This window comes from Neptunicella sp. (assembly GCF_048268085.1).
Classification (GTDB): domain Bacteria; phylum Pseudomonadota; class Gammaproteobacteria; order Enterobacterales; family Alteromonadaceae; genus Neptunicella.
In genome coordinates, this window is the sequence record NZ_JBLWWF010000001.1 from 140,785 (window position 1) to 156,671 (window position 15,887).

Genomic DNA, 15,887 nt, shown 5'->3' on the forward strand with positions numbered 1-15,887 from the left:
ATCAACGGGCAACTTATTGTTGCCAGTTGATTTTATTCTGCATCGGTTGTTCATAAACGGATTGATAATGTTTTTCGATCTGCTGCCGGCGGATTTTCATGGTGGGGGTCATCATCTCATTTTCCACGGTCCAAGGCTCTTTGAGGATCCAGAAACCATCTAACCGTTCATGTTTATCCAATTGGCTATTCACCGCAGTGAGTAATGCTTCCAGCTCCATTTGCACTTTTTCTTTTGTCATTGTGCGTGCATGTTCATCCAGAATGGCCAGCACTACCGGCTGTTTCAGATTGCTGCCGACGACACAGATCTGTTCCAGTAAAGTACATTTGGCTAAATTGGCCTCAATGGGTCCCGGAACCACATATTTACCCTTGGCGGTTTTAAAAATGTCTTTCAGGCGACCGACAATGTAAATATAGCCATCGGCATCCTGCATGCCCTGATCCCCGGTACGGAAATAGCCGTCTTCGGTAAACGCCTGGGCAGTCAGTTCAGGTTGTTTGTAATATTCCCGCATCAGAAAATGACTCTTTATCTGAATTTCTTGTTCATCGCCCAGACGAATGTCGGCATTGAGTATTGGCTTGCCGATGGAGTCACGTTTATCACTGCGATAGGGGGCTTGAGTGGTGCCAGCAGCATTGGTTTCTGTCATGCCCCAGCCTTGGCTTATCTGGATACCGATGGATTCGTACCACTCCAACAAACTCGGTGCGATCGGCGCTGAGCCTGTTCCACAAAATTTAACCTGTTGTAGGCCTAAACCTTGACGGATTTTACGTTTGATAAACCAATTCAGTAGCGGAATGTTTAGTAACACATCCAGTTTGGCTTGCGGCAGTTTAGCCAATACACCGGATTGAAACTTTTGCCAAAGACGGGGCACTGAAATAAATAAGGTCGGTTGGCTATCCTGTAAATTGTCGATGAAAGTCTCTAGTGACTCGGTAAATGACAATTGCATTGTAATATTGGAATCGGCCGCATATAAGCTTAGCCCTTGCCCCAACACCCGTTCGGTAATGTGCGCCAATGGCAAATAAGACAGGTATCGCTCATGCTCCAAAGTTACAGTTGAATTTAACGTCGCCGTATAACTGGCGCAACCATTGATATAGCTTTGATATTCTAAGATAACGCCTTTGGGAGTGCCGGTGCTGCCCGACGTATAGACAATGGTCATGATATCGTCGGGGGTGAGTGTGGGCATATCAGCGCGTTTCGCCGTATTAGACAGTAGTTCTGTCCACTGTTTGTCTGCATTTATGGTGGGGTAAGGCATATCAATGCGGATCACCTCCGGTGCAAAAACGCCTTCATAGTGCTCGGCCTTGTCCAGTTTACCGACGAATACCGCCTTGGCTTCGCAATGTTGCATAACATAGGTAATGTTATCCAGATCGGCACTGGGGAATAAGGGCACACTAATCATGCCAGCCATACCGATTGCCCAGTCGGCGATCATCCATTCCATGCAGTTTTTTGAAAACAGGGCAACCCTGTCTCCTTGCTGCAAGCCCATTTCCATTAAGGCACTAGCGATAAGCTCGACCTGATCGGCAATTTGACTATAACTATATTCTTGCCATTGCCCGTTAACCGGTTGACGCATAAAAATTCGCGTTGGATGTTGCGTGGCTAAATAAAATAGTTGTTCTGCGGGTAAACGTTCAACGGTCATAAACGGACTCTTTGCAATGGCGGGATATTGAGTTTGTTATGCCGTGAATCGGTCACTAAATCAAGAGTAGAGAACAATTGATTAAAAAATAAACGGTTCACACCACTGGCTTTTACTGAAATAATAATTCCACTATAGCGAAGATAATTTTGTCTTCCTGACGGTATGAAATATGAAAGATATGCGGACTGCCTGTACTTTATTTATTCTACTATGCACTTTCACCAGTGCTGCTCGTAGCGCTGAGTCCGATGAAATTTTGTTAACTACCCAACATGATGTTTATGAAGATTATCTCTGTTTACTGGCGGGGCGCAATCCACTGGACATTGACGATTTTACGGGCGAGTGTTCCCGCCGTGATGTGGTAGAAATCATTTTACTACAGCAAGCCTTAGTCCTCGGTGGACTTAATTTACCGGTAAGGTTTGAACCGGGCAACTTTAGCTTACGCAATCGACGATTATTGCAAAAGGGCTATCTGCTGGTCAGTGTTGATACCTTCTGGTTAACTGAAGCCCAGCAATATGAGCACTATTTATATATCAGTGAACCGATGATCCGAAGGGGAGAATATACAGCTGGCGTATATACATCACCAAGCAATAAAAAAGTCTTGTCCAGCCGCAGTTTGCACGATGTACAACAGTTAAGTGGTGTTACGAGTCAACACTGGACCGCAGACTGGTACACCATGCAACAGCTACATTTAAAAAAACTGGTGGATGAACCGTCCTGGGTCTCGCAAGTGAAACTCGTCAACCAGCAGTTTGTCGACTTTATGCTGGCACCCTTTCATGTGGATTTTGCAAAAAATGGTGTGGATCTGGTTGTGGTTCCCAAGATCGCGGTAAAACTGGATGATAGCCGTCATTATGTGGTATCCAAAAATCATCCTATGGGGAAAGCGGCCTTAAAGGCCATTAATATCGGGATTGCCAAGATGCGCCAGACAGGTCGTATCCATAAAGCCTACGCGGACGCCGGTTTTTTCTACGCCCAAGAACATGGCTGGAAAATTATTAATGAGTAGGGTGCCCAATAAGATTGGAATTAGTCGTTATCATCGTCTTTATCCACCACTTGCGTGATTACTTTTTCCACTAACTTGACCCGCCCCTGCTTAACCAAGGCATCTCTGAGGATATATTCAATTTGCGCGTTAAGGCTGCGAATATCATCATCCGCCCAGCGCTGCATGGCGGCCAGTACATCAGCATTAATTCTTAACGGATAGGCTTTTTTAGCCACAATAGACTCTCATACAGCTCATTTTAATATTCATAATGGATTATTTAGCACGCTTGAAAACCGCTTTGCCAGACCCTCGTTGGAAACCTGCCAGAACAGGAAACTGGCAATGCACCAGCTCCCAACCGGCTCTACCCATATCGTTCAGATAAACTTCAAAGGCTTGCAAATCAGCACTGACACTGAAAAAGCCCTTTGCCTTCGCTCTCACTTCGATAATTTTGTATTCCCAATTCATACAATGTCCTTGTTCAGGCGTGATGAGCAGCCTAATAAAGGCTGCCGGTATTCACGATAGGCTGGGTTGCTTTATCGCCACACAGCACCACTAATAAATTGCTTACCATCGACGCTTTGCGCTCTTCATCCAACTCTACCACGCCTTTTTCTTTTAGCTTATCCAATGCCATTTCTACCATGCCTACCGCGCCTTCGACGATTTTGGTGCGAGCGGCAATAATTGCGGTCGCTTGCTGACGTTGCAGCATGGCATGGGCAATTTCGGGAGCATAAGCTAAATGACTGATACGTGCTTCATTAACGGTAACGCCGGCTTTGCCCAAACGTTCCTGAATTTCATCTTTTAATGCATCCGAAATGGTTTGTGGATGGCTACGTAACGAAATACCATCATCATCCTGTGGATCATAGGCGTAACAGCTGGCCATATTACGCAGTGCCGATTCACTCTGAATACTGACATAACTTTCAAAGTCATCTACTTCAAACACGGCTTCAGCGGTATCGGTAACGGCCCACACCACAATGGTGGCGATTTCAATGGGATTACCCTGATTATCATTGACCTTGATTTTACCGCTTTCAAAATTGCGAATACGCAATGATACCGTGCGGCGGATAAATAGCGGAATCGTCCAACGCAAACCATTGCGTTTTTCGGTGCCCACATAGCTGCCAAACAAGGTCAGGACTTTACCCTGATTCGGTTGCACCATAAAAAAGCCCGGTAAACACACACTGGCAACAACCAGCAGTGTTACGGCTAATCCCGGCATAAAGGTTTGCGCTAAAAGCCAGAACGCATTGAGGTAAAGGGCGACAATGACAATAAACATCCAATAGCCATTAATTGAAAAGCCTTGTTTTTCGTTAACCATGATACATTTCTCCAAAGTGATACCATATTGATATCAACTCTAGATCTACTTTAGGTGACTGTAAAGATTTATTAATAAACTATTTATTGTCAGGCAATGTATTAAAAATCCTAATTTATATAGCTTATGTGAGGTGATTCCTAGCGTTGGGTACCTTGTAGTGTAATTTGGGTTCAAGCAGAATAAGTTGCTCTTGTTGCGACTCTTTCGGATATTCGATCACATTTGTATCGATTGTAGTGACTATCGCTTCTATCATCGGGTTACGATTTTTTTCACTGCCACCAACGTGATAAAAGTGTTCTCTGGTTAATATATTAAACTTTGACCAAAGTGATTCTATATACTCATTCTTTCGATAATCATTATGATGCCAAGTTGACAAAATAAAATCACACATTGCTTTACTAAGTGTTTCGAATAGTGCCAATTCGTGCGATTCATCCCAGGAATTGAAGTAGTCCACATGCCTACCAATATAGGGTGGATCACAATAGATGATATCTCCTGGTTGGGCAGCAACAATAGTTTGTTCAAAGGATTGGCATTTAAATTCTATATCACGTGAGGTTAGAACTTTTCTTACACTGGATACCTGATTGACTATCTTAGTGACGTATGCTTGGGCAAAACGTTTAGGTTTTCTGCAAAAAGGAATATTAAATCCACCTTTACGATTAAAACGAATCATGCCATTAAAGCCAGCTCGATTAATAAAAAGAAAGTCTAGGGGGCTATGGTTTGTATTAAAGCGTTCTCTTATCTGGTAGTAATGTTCCTCGCCTTTTTCAAGTAAGAGTGCGCCCTCCTTTTCTAAATATTGTTTCACAATTTCTGGAGTGATTTCACCTGATTGAATCCCAGCGTAAAAATTAATTAAGTGAGGATTTGTATCACACATTAATGCTTTCTTGGGCGCGATGTTGAATGCGACCACTCCTGTACCCATAAAAGGTTCTACCCATCTTCCTTCAAATTCATCAGGAACGAGATTCTGAATCCAGGGTACAAGTTTGGTCTTAATTCCTTGCGATTTTATAGGTGGTACAGATACTTTGACAGTCAAGCTGAGAAGTGCTCATTTAGTTTTTTAATATGTATATAGTAGGTTACCTTAACTTCAATAATATAACAATCCCAATTTGGGATATTCCAATTTGGGATGCACAATATTTCAAGTCGTTAAGGGGGCATGCAATTTGTATCACGAAATTCTCAAAAAGTTACGAATCGATAAAAAAGTGACACAGTTGCAGCTTGCTGAATTTCTAGGCCGTCCTCAATCATTTGTGTCTAAATATGAAAGCGCTGAACGGCGACTCGACGTAGTTGAATTTATTCAGATATGTATAGCTCTTAACGAGTTACCATCTGACGTTATATTAAATGTCGCAAAAGGAATGAAATGTGGAGTTCAAAGAAAAGTTTGATGCTTTATTGGAAGAGTACAAAGCTGATTATAATATATGTGGTGTTATTTCTACTGCGCAAAAAGTTTATCCAATAGGCAGTGACACCAAGGTATTGAGTACTGTCTTTGAGCTTTTTTCCCGGCCAATAATTCAACAGTTTGCTGATGAAAATGGTTATGATGTCATTGAACCTACAGTGCAAAATCACTACCCAGATTTCACATTACAAAAATCGGATAATGATAAAAGAAAAATTGCAATTGATGTAAAAACCACATACAGAAATAAGTCTAATGGTAGGTTTAAATATACGTTAGGTGGTTATACAAGTTTCCTTAGAAATAATACTAAGAACATCGTCTTTCCATTTGATGAATATAAAGAACATTGGGTGATGGGATTCGTTTATACAAGAGTTGCGTTAAAAAAAGCGGCAGAATACAAAATATATAACACAGATGAAATGGAAGATATTGCTCTTCCTTATAAGGATGTTAAAACTTTTTTCCAGCAAAAATGGAAAATATCAGGTGATAAAGCAGGCTCAGGAAATACTACCAATATTGGTAGTATCAGCGGATGTATTGAGGATTTTTGTATGGGTAATGGGCCTTTCTTATCAGAAGATGAATTTATCGATTATTGGAGGCATTACGAACGTACCGCTAAGCTGAGAGCAGGTAAATACTTTGATATTGAAAGCTATCGAAATTGGAAAAATAGAAGATAGTCTCATTCATCATTCATCATTCATCATTTAGCATGCCGGATAATTTATTAACCGTATTCCAGTTTCTGGCGGTGACTGACACGCCTAGTGCTTTTCCTATTAAGGCCGCCAATTTGGAGCGGCCAATCCCGTCAGGGGCATATAAATAGAAAGTATGCGCAGTGAGTTGATATTGTTCTGTGGTGGTTTTGACGGCATCCAGTTTGGCAATATCCGGCTGCGTAGCGGGGGATTCGAGAAAGAAAAAATGTAATGACTTGCCTTCTTCGGTAGGGAATGGATTGAGGTCAATGGCTTGTTGCCACTGCTCTGCGTCGAGTATTAATACTCTAGGCTGAAATCCTTTAGTATCGAAAATTCCTTGGCCAATATCTTTGGCAATGGCCTGTCGATCAGACTGTTGAGCCTCAAACACCATATTGCCACTTTGAATATAAGTTTGGATATTGGCATAACCTTTGGCAGACATCATGGCGACAAGATCTTTCATAGGCAAAATATGGTTGCCGCCCACATTAATGCCGCGAAAAAGTGCAATATAGCGATTCATCATATTCCCCGTTTAATCATAAACCCGGACAGCTTATCCCGAATTTGAGTCACTTAGAACCAACAGTTTTAACCAAACCCCTATTCATCGCTTGCATCCGTTCAGGTGCCGATTTACATTGCCTGATAATCGATGATGACGCGAAAATGGAGTAGCGTTTGTCCTTACCAACCTCATTTTAAAAAGGATCCACAGTGCGAATTCAGGTGCCAGAGCGAATTGTTCCGCTAGACAGTATTTTACCCGACGAACCCTTATTAATGATGGGCGCAGGCCCAGTGCCTATTCCGGCAAGGGTAGCAGCGGCGAATGGCATCGTGATTAACCATCTGGGCGATACGATGGCGCAGATTATTGAGCAGGTTAAAGTCATGTCGCGCTATGTCTTCCAGACCGAAAATGGTCGTATTTTAGGGGTTGCTGGACCGGGATCTGCCGCGATGGAAATGGCGGTCGCCAATCTGGTTGTGCCCGGCAGTAAGGTATTGAGTATTTGTAATGGCTTTTTTAGTAGCCGTTTGGCTGAAATGGCACAACGTCTGGAAGCCGATGTGGTCAAACTACCGGTAGCGGAGGGAACGGCTGCGTCACTTGATCAGGTGGAAGCTTATATACAACAGCACAAACCGCAAGTCTTAACCATTGTGCAGGGCGAAACCTCCAATACCGTATGTAATCATAACCTGGCACAAATTGCGGCACTGGCCAAGCAACATGATTGTTTAGTGATTGTGGATGCCGTTTGTACCCTGAGTACCATGCCGCTGGATATGGACGAGTGGGGCATTGACGCAGTGATTACCGGGGGGCAAAAAGGCCTGTCCTGCATTCCCGGTATTTCGTTGATTGGTTTTTCAGAACGGGCGTGGCAGCATATTCAATCACGTACTGATCAACTGCGTCACTGGTGTTTAGACGCCAAATTGGCCGAGCAGTTTTGGTATAAAAAATCCTATCATTACACTGCCCCGGTGTCGGGTATTTTGGCGATTCACGAGGCCATGCGGTTAATTATTAATGAAACCTTGCCGGTGCGTTTTGAGCGTCATTTACGATGTTCACAAGCGTTACAAGCGGGAATAGAAGCCTTAGGACTGGAATTGTATGTGGAACCCAGTGCGCGTTTGAATTCGGTCGTGGGAATTAATTTACCAGATGGTATTGAAGGTAAAGCCATCCTCAAATATATGTCGGCTCGTTATCGGGTGGAAATATCCGGGTCATTTGGTCCCAATATTATTCGTATCGGCCAAATGGGTGAACAATGCCGGGCGCATAATTTGTTCCGCACCTTACATGCGCTGGGAGCCAGTTTTATTTCGATGGGGCAAAGTCTGGATTTACCAGCAGGTGTCGCAGCACTGGAAAGTACCTTGGATAAGTATGAATTTCCGGCAACGCCAACAGAAAGTTTAATTTACGCTGCCTCCTAAACGGGAAATTAAAATGTAAATATTTAGGCTATTCGAGTTGGGCTATTGCCGATTTAGGCATACACTCAGATGAATAAACTTGTCGGGAAGTGATATGTCCGAACATCCAGCCTTGATGTTTAGTTTGGCGGTTTTGTTTATTGCCAGCACAACATTTTATCTGTTTACCTTTATATTGCCGCGCCGTCCGGAGCGGCAATATCGCCTATCACTCATCTGTATTCAGTATGCCTTTATTGCCAGTTTCATTGGTTATGTTGGCTTCGTACTGCGTTTCTATGACCAGTTAATATGGTCAGTCGTGTTAACCAATGCGTTTTTAATTGGCACGTTCTATTTGGTTTATATGGGGCTGGTTTATCGGCATATTGGCTCATTGGCCGTGGGTTACATCGCGCTGATGGTGACACATATTGTGCTGTTCTGCGCATTGCAAACGCTACTCGCAAAACATAGTCAAAGTGAAATGCTCCGGGACTTGTTCTCACTGGTTAATCTGGTATTGCCGGTGTCGCTTATTGTCAAACTGGAGCGTAGTCAAGGTGATCATTCATTGCTGGGTAAAAATATGATTATTGCCGCAGTGACGTTGTTTTGGATTTGTTTACTGCTGATTTACCCCATGTTTATTAAGTTTTATCGGCCTGATGTGAATCAAAATATCTATTTTGTTGCCTTGGGACTGTTTAGTTTACAGTCATTATTTTTTGCTGGGGTCGCCTATATTCAAATCAATGAATTGGTAGGCAAACTCAAAGCCGATTCATACACTGACAGTCTGACCGGACTAAAAAACCGGTTGTTTTTGAATCGTATTGCTGAGTCACTATTTTCAGCGGCTCGTCGTTATCGTTTTGGTAATTGCCTGATGGTAGCGGAGCTGGATGAATTAAAATCACTGAAAAAGCGTTGCGGTAATCCAACGGGTGATGAAGCGATTAAGCGTGTGGCTGAGTGTTTGGTTGGATTAGTACGTAAGGAAGACATCTTGATCCGCATTGATTGTGAGGATTTTCTCGTTTTACTACCCAACATTAGCGCAAGCAAAGCCAAAATGGTCGCCGAGAGGATGGTTGCAGCGGTACAGCAATGTTCATTCAGTGCCAATCAGCAAGCTGTTCCTTTGTCGATAAGTATTGGTCTTAGTGCCATACAGGACGGTGACGATTTACAAGCCGCAATTAAACGAGCCGAACAGGCAAAAATACAGGCGCAAAAGTTGGGAATAAGCCAAATACAATTAGCCGAAACTCAACCCTATACTGATATGGCCGAGCCCATAGTCGCGCATTAATGGTTTTATATCCGGTCAATTTGGCTCTGAACTGAGTGCTTGCCTCTTGCTAATATATCGGTCTAATGGTCTGATATAGCTACAAATTTAATAATGTTTAATCCCTTTCTTAAGCCTGTTTTTATACTTACTGCCCCGTGATTTAACGAATAGAACAGTTTAAGTGTGTAATCGAGACTTCGCTGTATGAACAATACCCAAACTGACTTTTTTGATCCCCGCTATCCGGATTCCCATTATTTACGTCAAGCTGCGCAAAAACGTATGCCACGCTTTGCTTTCGATTATCTGGAAGGAGGTTGCATTGATGAAGTAGGCTTGTCACGCAATCGTCAGCAGATAGAACAAATACAACTACGTAGTGAGTTATTAAAACCTTTTGATAAAAGCGATTTAAGTTGTGAATTATTTGGTCATCGTTACGACTTACCCTTTGGTATTGCCCCAGTGGGATTACAAGGTTTAATGTGGCCCAAAGCTCCGGAAATACTAGCTAAAGCAGCGGCACAAATGAACATTCCCTATGTACTTAGTACGGTCTCGTCAAGCAGCTTAGAACGCATTGCCGAGGTGTCCGAAGGTAAAGCATGGTTCCAGCTTTATAACCCCACTGGCGATGAAATTCGTCAAGACTTACTTCAAAGAATACATTCAGTACGAATTCCAGTATTGGTAGTCACGGTTGACGTACCGACTTTTGGATATCGAATCAAAGATATTAGGAATGGTTTATCTATGCCACCGAAAATGTCGTTAAGCAATATTCTACAAATGTTGGCAAGGCCTAACTGGTTGTATCATACGATGTTAGCAGGTGAGCCGCAGATGCAAACCTTAAAACCCTATATGCCTAAAGGCATGCCGGTCGATCAACTGGCAGCATTTATGAATAACACCGTGATGGGCAGAGTTGATATTGAAGGTTTAAAGCCGATTCGTGATAGCTGGAAAGGTCCGTTATTAATCAAAGGATTAGTGAGTGAAACCGATGTTCAGCATGCGATAGCTCTGGGAGCTGACGGTGTGGTGCTATCCAATCACGGTGCGCGTCAATTGGATGCGGGCGAGTCACCAGTACAAACCATGCAGCAGATTGCTCAGAAATACGGTGATAAAATCAAAATTCTGATGGATAGCGGCTTACGCAGTGGCTCAAATGTCGCCTGTGCACTGGCTAAAGGCGCTGATTTTACCTTCTTGGGTCGTACCTTTGTATATGGAGCAGGTGCATTAGGTGACAGAGGCGGTGTACACACCATCAATATGCTGAAAAAGCAGCTGGAGCAAACTATGAGCCAATTACGCTGCCCGAATGTTAAAGCACTGCCAGAGTATCTGGTTAAATAGTGAATTTATGATTAGAGTCGCAACTATTGATGATTTAGTCGGCGTGCTTGGTTTATATAAACAGCTTCGCCCTCAAGATCCTGAATTAGATATCCATTTTGCCCAACAGCAGTGGTTAGAGATTATCAACGATCCACAAACCTTTATTGTTGTAGCAGAAGTTAACGGAGAATTAGCTTCAACCTGTGCGCTGGGCATTAATAACAGTATTGCCAACGGTGCCAGACCTTTTGGGATTATCGAGCACGTCATAACGGCGCAAAAATTCAGACGCAGAGGATTAAGTCGTCAGGTGCTGGAATTTGCTATATCACTCGCCTGGAAAAAAAACTGCTGCAAGGTCATGTTGCTGTCGGGCGAGCTATTAACACCGGCCCATGCATTATATGAATCCGTTGGTTTTAAAAGTGGTATAGAAAAAGGCTTTGTGATTAAAGCACCGCAGTGAACAACAAAGACGGGCCAAAGCTGTAACTGAGGCCAAATATGGAAAAAAATGCCGTTCAGTTTAACTGAACGGCATTTTGCTTAGGACAACAACAACTTTTATGTTTTACACAATCCCTGAACCGGTGTGACCTGATGAGGGTCTTTTGCTGGCAATTTGTTCACGATAACGAGACCGGCGATAGGCTTGTAACGGATTGATTGCTCCACCCGTTCGTAATCTTGCCATTGCCAGAATAGGTGATACATCCAGATGAAAAGCTGCTTTTAGAGTATTGCTGGCCATCAGTGCATCGTTACTCTCCTGATAGCCATATAAGGCTTCACGATCCACCAATTTGGCCTGTACAAAAGAACGCTGTACCGACTCAGCCGAATTCATCAGACTTTCAATCGGGTCGGTAACGTTATGGGATTGATCGAGCATATAAGCCGGATCAAATCCTTCTGCGGCACGGTATTCGGCATCGACCAATTCATTAAAAATCAGAAACTGTTGATAAGGATTAATCGACCCGCTATCCAAATCATCATCGCCGTATTTACTGTCGTTAAAATGGAAACCCGCCAGTTTTTTAAATTGAATCAGCCGTGACACAATCATCTCGATATTCACATTCGGGGCATGGTGGCCTAAATCCACCAACGACTTGGCTTTATCCCCTAGCTCCATGGCACATAACACATTGGTGCCCCAGTCCTGAATAACCGTTGAGTAGAATGCCGGTTCAAACATCTTATGTTCAATAAACATCTGCCAGTCGTCCGGCAGGGCGTTATAGATCACCCTAGTAGAATCCAGATAACGCTCTAATGCACGACTAAAATGTTGTTGGCCGGGATGATTACTACCGTCCCCTACCCAAACAGTTAATGCTTTACTGCCCAGTGCTTTGCCGTATTCGATACAGTCCAAATTGTGTTTTATCGCTTGCTCGCGAGTCGCGGTGTCGGTATGAGTCAAACTGCCGTATTTGTAACTGTGCTGTTGATCGGCCTGATCCTGAAAGGTATTAGAATTGACTGCATCAAATTTGAGTCCTAGCGTATCAGCCTGCTCGCGTAGGGCTGACATATCATCTACTACGTCCCAAGGGAAGTGGGGTGATACGGTCGGTGTACAAGTCACTAAGCGGTTGATGACCGCGCAATCTTCCAGTTTTTCAAAAATATTACGTGGCTCACCGATACCGGGAAAGCGGGCAAAACGGGTACCACCGGTGCCGACGCCCCAACTGGGTACTGCGATGCTGAAGCTCTGGGCTTGCTTAAGTACATCTTCAATATCAATATTGTTACGCGCCAGCTTTTCACCCAGCGCTTGATAATCCTGATGTATTTCCTGTTTTAACTGCTTGTTGCAGTCTTCGATAAAATTAAGATCTAGCAGATTACTCACAGACAATTCCTTGGTTAAATTAGCGGAGAAAGGCTTCGTGTAAACCACCATCAACACTGATAATTTGGCCGGTGGTTTTACTCAGCTGACCGGAAATCAATAGATAGGCCGCTTCTGCCTGATCTTCCGGTGTGATGGGTTGGCGCGTTAAAGTACGTTGTGCATAAAACTCGGCCAGTTTAGTACGCAAAGTGTCGTCGTCATCTTCAGTTGAAAAAGGCACTGAATATTTAGTCAACGAGGCAATCACTCGATCACGAGGAAACATGGTACTGCCTTTCACTACGGTTGCTGGTGCCAAACCGTTTACGTTGACTAGCGGTGCCAGCTCAACGGCCAGTTCACGAACCAGATGGTTGGCGGCAGATTTACTGGTGTCGTACGCTATTGAGCCTTTTTTAGCCACCACGCCATTGACACTGGTCGTTAACACCAGCGCGCCGGGAAGTTGTTGCTGTTGCCATATTTTGGCTGCTTCGGTACCGACGATATAGGCACCTTTCACATTCACAGCAAAACTGGTATCAAACATCTCATCATGATCCATTCCACTTTGACCGGGCGCTAAAAACACCCCGGCTGTAACAATCACTTTATCTATACCGCCGTAAGCCAAAATGACTTGATCAAGCATGGCTCTGACACTGCTACGACTGGTAATATCGACGCTAAGTTCGATAGCTGCTCCACAGCCGGACAGTCCGCTGCCCGCCACGCCAATTCCCTGACCATAAATATGCTGCAATTCTTCGGCGGTTTGTCTGGCCGCTTCGATACGTAAATCCGCACAAACCACATGCGCACCTTCGGCAGCGACTCGGTATGCAGTCGATTTACCAATACCATCACCGGCACCGATGACCACCACCACATCGCGAGCTAAGGTTTTTTCGGCAGGCATGCGCTGTAATTTGGCTTCTTCCAGTGCCCAGTATTCAATATCAAACGCTTCCTGAGCGGGCAGTGCGGTATATTCACTCACCGCTTCGGCACCGCGCATCACTTCAATGGCACAGTTATAAAACTCGGTGGTCACCCGCGATTCACTTTTGTTTTTGCCCCAGCCAATCATGCCAACTCCGGGGATGAGTACTACTGTTGGACTAGGATTGCGCATCGCGGGTGAATCGTCGCGCTTGTACTGGTTATAGTATGTACTGTAATCATTGCGGTATTGTTCAAGACCTTGTTTGAAGGTTTCAATCAGGCTGTTCAAGTCGTCGCTTTGCGGGTTCCAGTCCAGATACAGCGGTTTAATTTTGGTGCGTAAAAAGTGATCCGGACAAGAGGTTCCCAATTCTGCTAAACGTGGGGCATCTACACTGTTTACAAAGCGCAAGGTTGGCTCGTCGGCCTGAATGGTGGCGATAAATTTGGCTTTGCTGGACAGCAATCCACGAGCCACCGGCAAAAAACGGGTTAATAAATTTTCACGCTCCTGCTCGCTTAAGCTCGAAAACTTGGGGCCACCAAAGGTGTTGTCGCCTTTATCGTGTTGCTCAATAAAGCGGCCAGCCTGCTCAATGACCCACAACGAGGTTTCATAACAGTCCTTACTGTTATCTTCCCAGTTAGTGTGACCATGTTGGCCTAGTAATATGCCTTTAATATCTGGGTTTTTATCATACACTTCGGCACATAATTTGGCCGCTTCCCATCCGGGACGCATCCAGGGTACGTAGGCTAGTGCACCGCCCCAAACCTCCTGTGTCAGTCGTTCCTGATCTTTACAAGAGGCGATAGAAATTACGGCATTAGGATGCAAATGATCCACATGTTTGTTCTTGATCATTGAATGTAGCGGGGTATCAATAGATGAAGCGCGGGGATTTAAACAAAACACACAATGAGGGAATAAACCCACCATCGCATCTTCGCCACTGGATTTATAACCGGTCTCTGGCATTTGCTGGTAAACCGTATCGAGCACCTGAAGTTTGTCTTCATATAACGAGGCAAAATTGGCTCTGGTGGCGGTACGTAAATCGCCGCCTGAACCTTTTACCCAAAGAATTTCGACTGGCTTGCCGGTGAGTGGATCCTTTTCAATTAATTTCGCCGAGGTGTTACCGCCGCCTGTATTGGTAATGCGTTGATCTGAGCCTAACAAATTGGAACGATAAACAAGGTTATCGACGGGATCCAATTTATCGGCGACTTCGTCAGACCAGAGATAATTAACATGGCGAAATTCGAGTTGCGAGTCCTGCATAGATAATAGTCCGGCTTATATCAAGATTGAATGTGCAACCAATTATAATCATCAATCAATCATTTTCAATCATTAAATTGTCATTATCGAACATTTGTGCTCTAATGTTGTAAATAATGTTAATATTTTTGCTCATTTTGAACGCTTGATTTAGTGTTTCACTACCAAAATATAACAAAGGGCAAATTAATGCTTAAACCACAACGTCATCACCTTATCTTAGATCTGCTGGATGAACGGCGATTGATTACCGTTCAGGAGTTAACCAATGAGCTCTCTGCTTCAGAAGCGACTATCCGCCGTGATTTAGTGGAACTGGCCGAAGAAGGCAAACTGAAAAAAGTGCACGGTGGAGCCGAATGGCCGGATCAGCATAAGAAGCGGCGCTTGCAACACCTTGAAGGTAGTGCTTTTTTAGTCGACAAGGAAAGAATGACTCGTGAAAAGCACCTTATTGCCCGTAAAGCAGTTGAGCTGTGTGAAGATGGTGAGTCCATTATCATTAATGGTGGTAGTTCTACTTTTATGATGGCCGAATATCTGGCTAAACGGGAACTTAACATCTTGACCAACTCCTTTCCTTTGGCGTTGGAATTACTCGAAACCAGCGATAATCGCATTACTTTGCCGGGCGGTGAGCTGTATCGCAAACAAAAACTGATTTTGAGCGCTTTTGAGCACGACACTATTAAGCACTATCACGGTACCAAAATGTTTATGGGGACGCCCGGCATTGGTGATTACGGTGTGATGGAGTCTGATCCACTATTGATTAGTGCTGAGCAAAAATTAATGCGTCAGGTGGATCAACTGATTGTATTAGCTGATTCAAGCAAGTTAGGTAAGCGTTCCAATTTTATTCTTTGCCCATTGGAGGAAGTCGATATTTTGATCACCGACAGTGGCGTAGATGAAAAATATCTACGTCTGTTCGCAGAGCATGGTGTCCAGACGATTATCGTCGATGCAGATAAAACCTGAAAGCCACAACAATAAGGGGAGAGTATTTA

16 protein-coding genes are annotated in these 15,887 nt (G+C 43.9%); 8 read left to right on the forward strand and 8 right to left on the reverse strand.

Going from position 1 to position 15,887, the window contains the following annotated elements; all coding sequences use genetic code 11:
* Positions 1 to 13 precede the first annotated feature (13 nt).
* Positions 14 to 1,684: an AMP-binding protein gene (locus ACTD55_RS00655; RefSeq protein ID WP_438862367.1), complete on the reverse strand. Its 1,671-nt coding sequence runs from the start codon at positions 1,682 to 1,684 to the stop codon at positions 14 to 16.
* 172 nt (positions 1,685 to 1,856) lie between these two features.
* On the opposite strand from ACTD55_RS00655, the gene ACTD55_RS00660 reads away from it, so the two are divergent.
* Entirely contained in the window at positions 1,857 to 2,717 is an 861-nt protein-coding gene (locus tag ACTD55_RS00660; RefSeq protein ID WP_438862368.1) for a hypothetical protein, read from the forward strand.
* Between the two features lie 20 nt (positions 2,718 to 2,737).
* Here ACTD55_RS00660 and ACTD55_RS00665 read toward each other — a convergent pair whose 3' ends face one another.
* The 4 genes from ACTD55_RS00665 to ACTD55_RS00680 form a co-directional block, all read right to left on the reverse strand.
* Positions 2,738 to 2,938, reverse strand: a complete 201-nt coding sequence (locus tag ACTD55_RS00665; protein ID WP_438862520.1) for a hypothetical protein — start codon at positions 2,936 to 2,938, stop codon at positions 2,738 to 2,740.
* Positions 2,939 to 2,975: 37 nt separating this feature from the next.
* The gene (locus ACTD55_RS00670; RefSeq protein ID WP_438862369.1) at positions 2,976 to 3,173 is read right to left on the reverse strand and encodes a DUF4177 domain-containing protein; all 198 of its coding nucleotides are present in this window, start codon (positions 3,171 to 3,173) and stop codon (positions 2,976 to 2,978) included.
* Positions 3,174 to 3,204: 31 nt separating this feature from the next.
* The gene (locus ACTD55_RS00675; RefSeq protein WP_438862370.1) at positions 3,205 to 4,053 is read right to left on the reverse strand and encodes an SPFH domain-containing protein; all 849 of its coding nucleotides are present in this window, start codon (positions 4,051 to 4,053) and stop codon (positions 3,205 to 3,207) included.
* Between the two features lie 124 nt (positions 4,054 to 4,177).
* Positions 4,178 to 5,119 carry a DNA adenine methylase gene (locus ACTD55_RS00680; RefSeq protein ID WP_438862371.1) on the reverse strand — a complete coding sequence of 314 codons (942 nt, stop codon included), beginning with the start codon at positions 5,117 to 5,119 and terminating at the stop codon, positions 4,178 to 4,180.
* A 133-nt stretch (positions 5,120 to 5,252) separates the two neighbouring features.
* Here ACTD55_RS00680 and ACTD55_RS00685 point away from each other — a divergent pair, with 133 nt between their 5' ends.
* Together ACTD55_RS00685 and ACTD55_RS00690 are read left to right on the forward strand one after the other, a co-directional pair.
* Positions 5,253 to 5,483, forward strand: a complete 231-nt coding sequence (locus ACTD55_RS00685; RefSeq protein WP_438862372.1) for a helix-turn-helix domain-containing protein — start codon at positions 5,253 to 5,255, stop codon at positions 5,481 to 5,483.
* Positions 5,461 to 6,195: a type II restriction endonuclease gene (locus ACTD55_RS00690; protein ID WP_438862373.1), complete on the forward strand. Its 735-nt coding sequence runs from the start codon at positions 5,461 to 5,463 to the stop codon at positions 6,193 to 6,195. Before ACTD55_RS00685 ends, ACTD55_RS00690 begins: the two co-directional genes overlap by 23 nt.
* Positions 6,196 to 6,211: 16 nt before the next feature.
* Here the strand turns inward: ACTD55_RS00690 and ACTD55_RS00695 are convergent, their stop codons facing one another.
* Positions 6,212 to 6,745, reverse strand: a complete 534-nt coding sequence (locus ACTD55_RS00695; protein ID WP_438862374.1) for a DUF1697 domain-containing protein — start codon at positions 6,743 to 6,745, stop codon at positions 6,212 to 6,214.
* A 194-nt stretch (positions 6,746 to 6,939) separates the two neighbouring features.
* On the opposite strand from ACTD55_RS00695, the gene ACTD55_RS00700 reads away from it, so the two are divergent.
* From ACTD55_RS00700 to ACTD55_RS00715, 4 genes are all read left to right on the forward strand, one after another.
* Positions 6,940 to 8,178 carry a pyridoxal-phosphate-dependent aminotransferase family protein gene (locus ACTD55_RS00700; protein WP_438862375.1) on the forward strand — a complete coding sequence of 413 codons (1,239 nt, stop codon included), beginning with the start codon at positions 6,940 to 6,942 and terminating at the stop codon, positions 8,176 to 8,178.
* Positions 8,179 to 8,272: 94 nt separating this feature from the next.
* A complete protein-coding gene (locus tag ACTD55_RS00705; protein ID WP_438862376.1) occupies positions 8,273 to 9,472 on the forward strand; it encodes a GGDEF domain-containing protein in 1,200 nt (399 codons plus the stop codon).
* 186 nt (positions 9,473 to 9,658) lie between these two features.
* Positions 9,659 to 10,819, forward strand: coding sequence for an alpha-hydroxy acid oxidase (locus ACTD55_RS00710; protein ID WP_438862377.1), 1,161 nt, complete (start codon positions 9,659 to 9,661; stop codon positions 10,817 to 10,819).
* Positions 10,820 to 10,826: 7 nt separating this feature from the next.
* The gene (locus ACTD55_RS00715) at positions 10,827 to 11,267 is read left to right on the forward strand and encodes a GNAT family N-acetyltransferase (RefSeq protein WP_438862378.1); all 441 of its coding nucleotides are present in this window, start codon (positions 10,827 to 10,829) and stop codon (positions 11,265 to 11,267) included.
* Positions 11,268 to 11,372: 105 nt separating this feature from the next.
* Here ACTD55_RS00715 and rhaI read toward each other — a convergent pair whose 3' ends face one another.
* Together rhaI and ACTD55_RS00725 are read right to left on the reverse strand one after the other, a co-directional pair.
* Entirely contained in the window at positions 11,373 to 12,665 is a 1,293-nt protein-coding gene (gene rhaI, locus ACTD55_RS00720) for an L-rhamnose catabolism isomerase (protein ID WP_438862379.1), read from the reverse strand.
* 19 nt (positions 12,666 to 12,684) lie between these two features.
* Positions 12,685 to 14,877, reverse strand: coding sequence for a bifunctional rhamnulose-1-phosphate aldolase/short-chain dehydrogenase (locus ACTD55_RS00725; protein ID WP_438862380.1), 2,193 nt, complete (start codon positions 14,875 to 14,877; stop codon positions 12,685 to 12,687).
* A 189-nt stretch (positions 14,878 to 15,066) separates the two neighbouring features.
* Between ACTD55_RS00725 and ACTD55_RS00730 the strand changes: the two genes are divergently transcribed.
* The gene (locus ACTD55_RS00730; protein WP_438862381.1) at positions 15,067 to 15,858 is read left to right on the forward strand and encodes a DeoR/GlpR family DNA-binding transcription regulator; all 792 of its coding nucleotides are present in this window, start codon (positions 15,067 to 15,069) and stop codon (positions 15,856 to 15,858) included.
* Positions 15,859 to 15,887 lie beyond the last annotated feature (29 nt).